This window comes from Streptomyces sp. NPDC056347 (assembly GCF_042262625.1).
Lineage (GTDB): Bacteria > Actinomycetota > Actinomycetes > Streptomycetales > Streptomycetaceae > Streptomyces.
The window spans coordinates 1-8,667 of sequence record NZ_JBHJQP010000250.1; the positions used below are offsets into that span (position 1 = coordinate 1).

Consider the following 8,667-nt stretch of genomic DNA (forward strand, 5'->3'; position numbering starts at 1 on the left):
GACGCCACACGGCGTCCCGGGCCCCTCCACGTACGTACGCCCGGGCGGACAGGCCCTACGCGCCCTGGTGCGCCAGCAGCGCCAGCGCGCCCACCAGCACCACCAGCAGGGCCACCAGCATCGCCGGATTCAGCCCGGCGAACATGCCCTGCCCCTGCTCCTGCTGAAGCCGCTCACGGCTCGCCCGGCACACGGGGCAACGGCCCTCGCTGACGGGTGCCGCGCAGTTCGCGCACACCAGTCGGTCGTAGGTCATGCGCTTTCCTCCTCCCGCGCGGCGGAGCCGCAACGCGTTCACGCTCCGCACAACGCTCATGGAAACGCAACCGTTCCCCCTACCACTGTGCCAGCTCGCGCGGATTTCGGCGCGGCCCGCCGGAGATCGCCCGTTCCGTCATATTTATACCCCGCGTCCGGCCGGTACCGTTCCGACACAAAACGCCCATCGCCGGACGCGCGCCTGCACGCCTCAGCCCGGTTCGCGTATGGTCACGCACACCTACTCCCGGCCGACCGTGGTGCATCCGTGATCCGATTCGACAACGTCTCCAAGACCTACCCGAAGCAGAGCCGACCCGCTCTACGGGATGTGTCCCTCGATATCGAGAAGGGCGAGTTCGTCTTCCTGGTGGGCTCCTCCGGCTCCGGCAAGTCCACCTTCATGCGACTCATCCTCCGTGAGGAACGCGCCAGTCAGGGCGCGGTCCACGTCCTGGGCAAGGACCTCTCCCGCCTGTCCAACTGGAAGGTGCCGCACATGCGCCGCCAGCTGGGCACGGTGTTCCAGGACTTCAGACTTCTGCCCAACAAGACCGTCGCGGAGAACGTGGCGTTCGCACAGGAGGTCATCGGCAAGCCGCGCGGCGAGATCCGCAAGGCGGTGCCCCAGGTCCTCGACCTGGTCGGCCTCGGCGGCAAGGAGGACCGGAGGCCCGGCGAGCTCTCCGGTGGTGAGCAGCAGCGCGTGGCGATCGCGCGGGCCTTCGTCAACCGCCCCATGCTGCTGATCGCGGACGAGCCGACCGGCAACCTCGACCCGCAGACCTCCGTCGGCATCATGAAGCTGCTGGACCGGATCAACCGGACCGGCACCACCGTGATCATGGCGACCCACGACCAGAACATCGTCGACCAGATGCGCAAGCGCGTCATCGAGCTGGAGAAGGGCCGTCTCGTACGCGACCAGGCGCGCGGCGTCTACGGCTACCAGCACTGAGCACCGAGCACTGAAAGGACGCCATGCGCGCCCAGTTCGTCCTGTCGGAGATCGGCGTCGGCCTCCGTCGCAACCTCACGATGACATTCGCCGTCGTCGTCTCCGTCGCCCTCTCGCTCGCCCTGTTCGGCGGCGCGCTGCTCATGCGCGAGCAGGTCAGCACGATGAAGGACTACTGGTACGACAAGGTCAACGTCTCGATCTTCCTCTGCAGCAAGAGTGATGTGACCTCGACGCCCAAGTGCGCCAAGGGGGCCGTCACCACCGAGCAGAAGAAGCAGATCAAGAGTGACCTCGACAAGATGGACGATCTGGTCGAGAAGGTCACCTACGAGTCGGCCGACGAGGCGTACAAGCGTTACCAGGACCAGTTCGGCGACTCGCCCATGGCGAGCAACATCACGCCGGACCAGATGCAGGAGTCGTACCGGGTCAAGCTCCACGACCCGAAGAAGTACAAGGTCGTCGCCACCGCCTTCGCGGGCCGTGACGGGGTGCAGTCCGTGCAGGACCAGAGAAGCATCCTGGACAACCTCTTCGGACTGATGAACGGTATGAACGTGGCCGCCCTCTTCGTGATGGCGCTGATGCTGGTCATCGCGTTGATGCTGATCGTGAACACCGTCCGGGTGTCCGCGTTCAGCCGACGGCGCGAGACCGGGATCATGCGGCTCGTGGGGGCCTCCGGCTTCTACATCCAGATGCCGTTCATCATGGAGGCCGCGTTCGCCGGCCTCATCGGCGGCGTGCTGGCCTGCGTGATGCTGCTGGCCGGCCGGTACTTCCTGATCGACGGCGGCCTCGCGCTCCAGAGCAAGCTGACCCTGATCGACTTCATCGGCTGGGACGCGGTCTTCACCAAGCTGCCCCTGGTCCTGGTGATCGGCCTGCTGATGCCCGCCGTTGCCGCGCTGTTCGCGCTCCGCAAGTACCTCAAGGTGTGACATGCGCCCCCTGGGGCGCGCGGCCAACCGGCCGTGCGCCCAGGGGGCGTTGTCCTAGACTCGGCGCCATGTCGGGCCCCACGCAGTGTTTCGGGCCCCGCGGCGTGCGCCGCGGGGCTGCCCTGACATTGGTCTTCGCGGGCGTGCTGACCGCCGGGGCCGCCGCCGGCGCCCTGCCCCGCGACGATCACGGGCCCGCGCCGCTCACGACCCGTTCCGTCGCCTCCGCCGTCAACAGCGACGAGGTCACCGCGGCCGCGGCGCGCGCCGTCGCCGACGGCAAGTCCGGCAAGGAGGCGGCCGAGAAGGTCGTCAGCCGCAGCGGGGACCGCTGGGGCGCGGTGTACGACGACCGGCAGTACGCGGAGTTCCAGCAGGCGCTGGACGGCGCGTACACCGGCGTCGGGATCTCCGCGCGGCGCGCCGCGAACGGGCGGGTCGAGGTGGCCCGGGTGCAGCCCGGAAGTCCCGCGGAGCGGGCGGGCATCGAGCCGGGCGACCTGCTCCGCACCGTCGACGGCCGCCGGGTCGACCGCCGCCCCGTCGCCGAGGTCGTCGCCCTGCTGCGCGGCGACCGCACGGAGGCCGCCGAGGGCAGCACGGTGGTCCTCGGCATCGAGCGGGGAGCCGTCGCGCGGACCGCGACGCTGCGCCGGGCCAGGCTCGCCACCGAGGCCGTGACCATACGGCGGATCGGCGCCGACCGCCCCGGGCCCGACGCCGTGCTGATCGAGGTCGAATCCTTCACCAAGGGCTCGGGCGGCAAGGTCCGCGACGCGGTCCGGTCGGCCCCCACCGACGCCGGGGTCCTCCTCGACCTCCGGGGCAACTCGGGCGGACTGGTCACCGAGGCCGTCACCGCGGCCTCCGCCTTCCTGGACGGCGGCCTGGTCGCCACGTACGACGTGCACGGCGAGCAGCGCGCCCTCTACGCCCAGCCCGGCGGCGACACCAGCCGCCCGCTCGTCGTCCTGGTCGACGGCGGCACGATGAGCGCCGCCGAGCTGCTCACCGGCGCGCTCCAGGACCGCGGCCGTGCCGTCACCGTCGGCTCGCGCACCTTCGGCAAGGGATCGGTCCAGATGCCCAGCGAGCTCCCCGGCGGCGGGGTGGCCGAGCTGACCGTGGGCCACTACCGCACCCCGGCGGGGCGCGGCGTCGACGGGCGGGGCATCACCCCGGACCTCGCGGTCGGCTCCCGCGCCGAGCAGCGGGCCGAGACAGTATTGAGTGGCCTCGGGACCGGTCCGTAGTGCGAAAATGGCCGCACTATGGCTAAGGAAAAAGACACCGGGCGCAAGATGATCGCGCAGAACAAGAAGGCGCGGCACGATTACCACATCCTCGACACCTACGAGTGCGGTCTCGTCCTCATGGGTACCGAGGTGAAGTCGCTGCGGCTGGGCCGGGCCTCCCTGGTGGACGGCTTCGTCCAGATCGACGGCGGCGAGGCGTGGCTGCACAACATCCACGTGCCCGAGTACGTGCAGGGGACCTGGACCAACCACTCGGCGAAGCGGAAGCGCAAGCTGCTGATGCACCGGGCGGAGATCGACAAGCTGGAGTCGAAGTCCGGCGAGACGGGCCACACGATCGTGCCGCTCGCGCTGTACTTCAAGGACGGCCGGGTCAAGGTCGAGATCGCGCTCGCCAAGGGCAAGAAGGAGTTCGACAAGCGGCAGACCCTGCGCGAGAAGCAGGACCTCCGCGAGACCAACCGCGCGATCTCCGCCGCCCGCAGGCGTCAGCGGAGCGCCTGAGCCCCCCGGCCCGGCAGGGTCCGCAGGGCGTCGCGGGGAATAGGCTGGCATCGTCGCACGTTGGTCACGTACGATGGCAACGCACTCCACAGCGGGTGCACGCATTTGAAAAAACAACATGGGGATGATCGGTTTCGACAGCGGATGTCGAAGCAGGGGAAGCGTGTCGAGGAAGCGGCAATGATCTCGTAAACCATATGTCGCAACCAATAATCGCCAACACCAAGCGCGATTCCTTCGCCCTCGCTGCCTAAGTAGCGACTTGCGAAGTGTCAGCCCGGGGGTGATCCCGACCCGGATCCTGGCATCATCAAGGGATCTAAACTTCTAGACCCGGTCACGGGGCCTGGAAGGAAATCAAACAGTGACTGAGCCCGTCGGAGACTTGTCCGCGTGATCTCCGGGGCCGAGAAAATCGCAGCGGACTGCACACGGAGAAGCCCTGGTTCCGCACCGTTGGACGCGGGTTCGATTCCCGCCATCTCCACAATTCCCATGTGAGCCTCCGCCCCGCGAGATTATTCGCGGGGCGGAGGTTTTTTCATGCCGCGACCGGTGGCCGCCCGCCGGGTTTCACGGAGCGATCAGGTCCTTCACGGCGGACGGGCCGCCGAATTCAGAGGCGAGCGCGTCCATGATGACCTCGTCGCAGACCTGCCCGAGCCAGTACCCGGCCCGGCGCAGCGTCCCGGCCTTCCGGAACCCCGCTTTCGCGTAGGCATTGATTCCCGCGGCATTGGGGGCGAGGACCTTGAGCCACACCATGCGCAGATTCGTCACATGGAAGGCGTAGTCCAGCGTGAGCCGGGTTGCTTCGCTGCCCAGCCCGCGCCCACGTGCCTCGCGGGCAAGCATGATCACGAACTCGGCCGTCCGTACTCCGTGGTCCGGAAGCAGCGTGCTCACCCCGACCGGTGCCGGGCTGCCGCCCGCCAGGTCGTACACCGTGAACCGGATGTTCTCGCCGCGCATCTGGTGGGCCATTCCCTCGGTCCGCGCCTCCAGTGATTCCGGTCCCTGCCGCCCGTAACCGACCAGGAGCGAGGGCTCCTGTTCCCACCGCCAGTACGTCTCGACGAGATCGGACCGGTAGGGGCCGAGGGCGCAGGTGCCGGTGCCGAGCCAGAGGGCTGGGTCAGAGCTGGTGATGAGGGTCTCCGATCGTGATGACGGGCGTGTACGCCCGAGTCGATTCGGGCTCCGCGGCTGTGGTCCGGGCCGGTGACGCACGCAAGATGCTGCCCCTGACCGTGATCCAGTCGGAGAACAAGTGAGCTCGACGGCCCGCACCCCGGCCGACGTCCTCGCCGCCTCCCGGAGAGCCGACAGCCTGTGCAAACGGCAGCGAACCCTGGACGTCGTCCGGAGCACGCTCGCCGACCGTGGGCACATCACCTTTACCACGGTTGCCCGCACGGCGAGGGTCTCAACCTGGCTCGTCCATGCCGAAGGGGTACGCGAGCACATCGAAGCCGCCATCCGCCAGCAGGAACACGAGCCGGTCGTCGCGTGGTCCGATGGCCGTCAGGCCAGCCCGGCGAGCCTGAAGTCCGACCTCATGATGGCTCGCGAAGAGATCACCTCTTTCCGCCAGGAGCGAGACCGCCTCCGCGAAGCCGTCCGGCAGCAGCTCGGCCGGCAACTCGACCAGGTCGGCAGCCGGCAATTGACGGACCGCGTCGCCGAACTCGCCAACGCCAACAGGAGACTCGAACGGGACGTGGGCCAGCTGCAGCCTCTCAGGAAACGGGTCGAGGAAGTGGAGAACGACCTCGGGGCCGCCCGCACCAGCCCGCGGAAGATGATCCGGGCAGAGAACTCCTGATGACGCCTCTGCCCCTGGCCTGTCTGTTAGCGGCCGATTTAGGCGCGGAATGCCTTCCGAAGGAGTTCGCTGAACTCGGCGGGGTGCGTGGTGAGGCCGGTGTGCCCGCCGGGGAAGTGCTGGAGTTCCGTGCCGAGGCGCTCGGCCAGGAAAGCGGCCGGACGGTAGGGCAGCTCGCCGCGTGAGTCCTGGCCGCAGGCGAGCACGAGCCGGTCCGACAGCGCCTCCAGCTGGTGGATGTCCGGGGCGTAGGACATGAAGCTGGGCACGATGCGCTCGACGAAGTACGGCAGGTCGGCCATCGTCTGCTCGGCCCGCGCCGCCGCTTGCGGCGGAAGCTTGATCTCGGTCTTCGGCCCGGTGGTGTCACCGTCCTTCTTCAGCCCTGCAGCGAACACGGCCATCGCCGGCATGAGCCCCTGGGTGCGGAACGTTGCCTGCACGCGGGCCATGAGCGCGCGGTGTTCGGCGGCGTCCGGCAGGACCTCCACTACAGGCGGCTCGTGGGCCACGACGCGTTGGACGCGTTCGGGGTGGGCGGTGAGCAGATGCAGGGCGGCGATCGCGCCCGAGCTGGCGCCGAACACCCGGGCGGGCTCACCGGGCGACAGCAGTTCCAGCATCCGGAACGCGTCATCGGCGTGCTCGGCCACTCGCTGCTCGGCCTCAGGGGCGTCCAGCGTGCTCCGGGAGATGCCGCGCGGGTCGTAGGTGGCGACGGTGTATTCGAAGGCCAGGTCGTCGGCGATGCCGTCGAAGGAGGCCGAGCCGCCCGTCCCTCCGGGGATCAGCAGCAGGAGTGGACCCTGGCCGCGCACTTCGTAGTGCAGGGTCGCGCCGTTCACGCGCAGGCTGCCGATGGTTGGGTCGGTCATGAGGAGTCTCCTTCTCGGGACGGGGGCCAGTGCTCCAGGAGGATGTGCAGGGCGTCGAGGGCGCGGACCCAGGACTGCTGCGACGAACGCTCGTGCGCGAACCCGCCCGCGGACTCCAAGGCGACGAACCCGTGGAATGTGCTGCGCAGCAACCGGACCACGTCGGTCGGATCGGGCTCGGCCAGTCCGTAGCCGCGCAGCATGCCGTAGGTCAGCTCGACCGCGCGCCGCGGTCCGGGCGCTTTCGCGGCGAGCTCAGGGTCGATCCGGATCGGGGTCTGCGTCGCCAGGTAGCGGCCCGGATGCTTGCGGGCGTACTCCCGCCAGGCGGTCGCAAACGCGACCAGCGCGTCCTTGCCCGCCCGCCCGGCGGTCGCCTCGGCGATTCGGATGGTCTTCTCGTCCGCCGCCAGCAGGGCGATCCGTCCGCGCAGATCCTCCAGACCCTGCACGTGGGTGTAGAGACTCGCGTCCTTCACACCCAGCCGCCGGGCCACCTGCGACATGGTCACCTGATCGAGCCCGACCTCAGCCGCCGGCTCGGCGCCCACGATCGTCACCCGCTCCGCCGTCAGCCCTGCCCGCACCATGCACCCTCCCAGTTTCCTAGGACCCCTAGATATAGCCTAGGGGTCCTAGGAACGGCAAGCGGGATATGCGTTCACGCAGGCACCGCTGCTGATGGCTCACTGTGCGCTCGCCGGCCTTCTCCAGCGGATGCGCTGCGGACGTGACTTATGTGCCTATCGCCTGAGCCGGGCCCCGACCTGCCAAGAGCCGTGGCAGGTCTGGATAATCGGCGGATGGATGGCATTCGACAACGGTGAACACCACACCGCCCAGCGGAACTTCACTGCGTCGGTGAAGCCCGCCGCCGAAGCCGATGACGCCTCGATGGCCGCGCATGTGATCAGGGCCATGGCGCATCAGGCAAACGATCTCGGCCATCCCGGAGACGCTCTCGACCTTGCGGCCGCTTCCGTCGATGGTCGACGGTACGCGGAGGCCGGTTCGCGTGAGCGCGCTCTGCTCGGTGTCGTCCACGCTCGTACCCTTGCCTCCACCGGTGCGAACCGGGCCGCCGCCCAGGCCCTGCTCCGGGCCGAGGACGACCTGGCTGCAGCGGGTCCCGGGGACGATGAGCCGAACCGAGTATTCTTCTTCCAGGAAGCATCCCTCGCCCATGAAACCGCGTTGGCCCTTCGGGACATGGGGGATCTGAGCGGTGCCGAGCAACACCTCCGCCGGTCTGTCCGTACGCGCAGGGCCGGCAAGTTCACCCGGACACATGCCGTGACCCTCGGCCACCTGGGCGGTATCCAGGCTCGTCGGCATCGCGTCGAGGAGGCGTGTGCGACGTGGTCCTAGTCCCTGGACGCCATGGATGGTGTCTGTTCCGCTCGTACCCGCCGGGCAGCCGCCGACATGAGGTCTGCGCTTTCTCCGCTGCTCGGGCGCGGCATCCGTTCCGTCACCACCGTGCACACGCGGGCCGTGGCCTGTCTGACTGCCACGGCCTGACGGCGAAAGGAAGCTGATGGCAGAGAAGTTCGAGGTCGAGGCCCTGGGGTACGTCGTCGGAGGGCGTGTCGAGCCGACCGACGACTACTGGGGCGGCACCCGCGCGGTCATCCGGCTGGACAGCCACTTCCCGGTGGAGGCGACGAAGGGGCTGGAGGAGTTCTCCCACCTCGACGTGGTCTTCCGCTTCCATCTGACCGACCCGGCCGATCTGCCGCTCCGGGCCCGTAGGCCCCGGGACAATCCCGAGTGGCCCGAGGTCGGCTTCGTGGGGCATCGCAACATGCGCCGCGTCAACCGGCTCGGTGTGTCGCGCTGCCGGCTCGTCGAGGTGGACGGGCTGGATCTTCATGTCGAGGGTCTCGACGCGGTGGACGGCACCCCGGTGATCGAGGTGAAGCCCTGGTTCGAGGAGATGGGGCCCCGGGGCGAGGTCCGGCAGCCCCGGTGGGTCACCGACATGCTCGGCGACTACTACGCCCCTGCCGGGGACTGACCGGGAGGGCCGCCGCCCCGCGGGACGTCC

11 protein-coding genes and 1 other RNA gene are annotated in these 8,667 nt (G+C 68.9%); 8 read left to right on the forward strand and 4 right to left on the reverse strand.

Annotated features, from left to right (window positions below):
* Positions 1 to 55 precede the first annotated feature (55 nt).
* The gene (locus ACFCV8_RS34025) at positions 56 to 256 is read right to left on the reverse strand and encodes a hypothetical protein (protein ID WP_376689374.1); all 201 of its coding nucleotides are present in this window, start codon (positions 254 to 256) and stop codon (positions 56 to 58) included.
* 270 nt (positions 257 to 526) lie between these two features.
* Between ACFCV8_RS34025 and ftsE the strand changes: the two genes are divergently transcribed.
* The 5 genes from ftsE to ssrA all read left to right on the forward strand — a co-directional run bounded on the left by ftsE (position 527) and on the right by ssrA (position 4,410).
* A complete protein-coding gene (gene ftsE, locus ACFCV8_RS34030) occupies positions 527 to 1,216 on the forward strand; it encodes a cell division ATP-binding protein FtsE (RefSeq protein WP_376689375.1) in 690 nt (229 codons plus the stop codon).
* A 23-nt stretch (positions 1,217 to 1,239) separates the two neighbouring features.
* A complete protein-coding gene (gene ftsX, locus ACFCV8_RS34035) occupies positions 1,240 to 2,160 on the forward strand; it encodes a permease-like cell division protein FtsX (protein WP_376689376.1) in 921 nt (306 codons plus the stop codon).
* 68 nt (positions 2,161 to 2,228) lie between these two features.
* Positions 2,229 to 3,413: a S41 family peptidase gene (locus ACFCV8_RS34040; RefSeq protein WP_376689377.1), complete on the forward strand. Its 1,185-nt coding sequence runs from the start codon at positions 2,229 to 2,231 to the stop codon at positions 3,411 to 3,413.
* Between the two features lie 18 nt (positions 3,414 to 3,431).
* Positions 3,432 to 3,920 carry an SsrA-binding protein SmpB gene (gene smpB / locus ACFCV8_RS34045; protein WP_376689378.1) on the forward strand — a complete coding sequence of 163 codons (489 nt, stop codon included), beginning with the start codon at positions 3,432 to 3,434 and terminating at the stop codon, positions 3,918 to 3,920.
* A gap of 120 nt (positions 3,921 to 4,040) precedes the next feature.
* Positions 4,041 to 4,410: a transfer-messenger RNA gene (ssrA, locus tag ACFCV8_RS34050) on the forward strand.
* Positions 4,411 to 4,493: 83 nt separating this feature from the next.
* On the opposite strand, the gene ACFCV8_RS34055 is transcribed toward ssrA, so the two are convergent.
* Entirely contained in the window at positions 4,494 to 5,069 is a 576-nt protein-coding gene (locus ACFCV8_RS34055) for a GNAT family N-acetyltransferase (protein ID WP_376689384.1), read from the reverse strand.
* A gap of 121 nt (positions 5,070 to 5,190) precedes the next feature.
* Here ACFCV8_RS34055 and ACFCV8_RS34060 point away from each other — a divergent pair, with 121 nt between their 5' ends.
* Positions 5,191 to 5,745, forward strand: coding sequence for a hypothetical protein (locus ACFCV8_RS34060; protein WP_376689379.1), 555 nt, complete (start codon positions 5,191 to 5,193; stop codon positions 5,743 to 5,745).
* Positions 5,746 to 5,783: 38 nt separating this feature from the next.
* Here the strand turns inward: ACFCV8_RS34060 and ACFCV8_RS34065 are convergent, their stop codons facing one another.
* Positions 5,784 to 6,620 carry an alpha/beta fold hydrolase gene (locus ACFCV8_RS34065; protein ID WP_376689380.1) on the reverse strand — a complete coding sequence of 279 codons (837 nt, stop codon included), beginning with the start codon at positions 6,618 to 6,620 and terminating at the stop codon, positions 5,784 to 5,786.
* Complete coding sequence (locus tag ACFCV8_RS34070) at positions 6,617 to 7,210, reverse strand: TetR/AcrR family transcriptional regulator (RefSeq protein WP_376689381.1); 594 nt, start codon at positions 7,208 to 7,210, stop codon at positions 6,617 to 6,619. The genes ACFCV8_RS34065 and ACFCV8_RS34070 overlap by 4 nt, the downstream gene beginning before the upstream one ends.
* A gap of 217 nt (positions 7,211 to 7,427) precedes the next feature.
* Here ACFCV8_RS34070 and ACFCV8_RS34075 point away from each other — a divergent pair, with 217 nt between their 5' ends.
* Both ACFCV8_RS34075 and ACFCV8_RS34080 read left to right on the forward strand, forming a co-directional pair.
* Positions 7,428 to 7,988, forward strand: coding sequence for a hypothetical protein (locus ACFCV8_RS34075; protein ID WP_376689382.1), 561 nt, complete (start codon positions 7,428 to 7,430; stop codon positions 7,986 to 7,988).
* Positions 7,989 to 8,157: 169 nt separating this feature from the next.
* Positions 8,158 to 8,637: a TrmO family methyltransferase gene (locus tag ACFCV8_RS34080; RefSeq protein ID WP_376689383.1), complete on the forward strand. Its 480-nt coding sequence runs from the start codon at positions 8,158 to 8,160 to the stop codon at positions 8,635 to 8,637.
* Positions 8,638 to 8,667: the final 30 nt, after the last annotated feature.

Excerpts from the sequence above, each read along its gene's own strand:
- ACFCV8_RS34025 (WP_376689374.1), bottom strand. The coding sequence starts at position 256 with ATGACCTACGACCGACTGGTGTGCGCGAACTGCGCGGCACCCGTCAGC.
- ftsX (WP_376689376.1), top strand. The coding sequence starts at position 1,240 with ATGCGCGCCCAGTTCGTCCTGTCGGAGATCGGCGTCGGCCTCCGTCGC.
- ACFCV8_RS34040 (WP_376689377.1), top strand. The coding sequence starts at position 2,229 with ATGTCGGGCCCCACGCAGTGTTTCGGGCCCCGCGGCGTGCGCCGCGGG.
- smpB (WP_376689378.1), top strand. The coding sequence starts at position 3,432 with ATGGCTAAGGAAAAAGACACCGGGCGCAAGATGATCGCGCAGAACAAG.
- ACFCV8_RS34065 (WP_376689380.1), bottom strand. The coding sequence starts at position 6,620 with ATGACCGACCCAACCATCGGCAGCCTGCGCGTGAACGGCGCGACCCTG.
- ACFCV8_RS34070 (WP_376689381.1), bottom strand. The coding sequence starts at position 7,210 with ATGGTGCGGGCAGGGCTGACGGCGGAGCGGGTGACGATCGTGGGCGCC.
- ACFCV8_RS34075 (WP_376689382.1), top strand. The coding sequence starts at position 7,428 with ATGGCATTCGACAACGGTGAACACCACACCGCCCAGCGGAACTTCACT.
- ACFCV8_RS34080 (WP_376689383.1), top strand. The coding sequence starts at position 8,158 with ATGGCAGAGAAGTTCGAGGTCGAGGCCCTGGGGTACGTCGTCGGAGGG.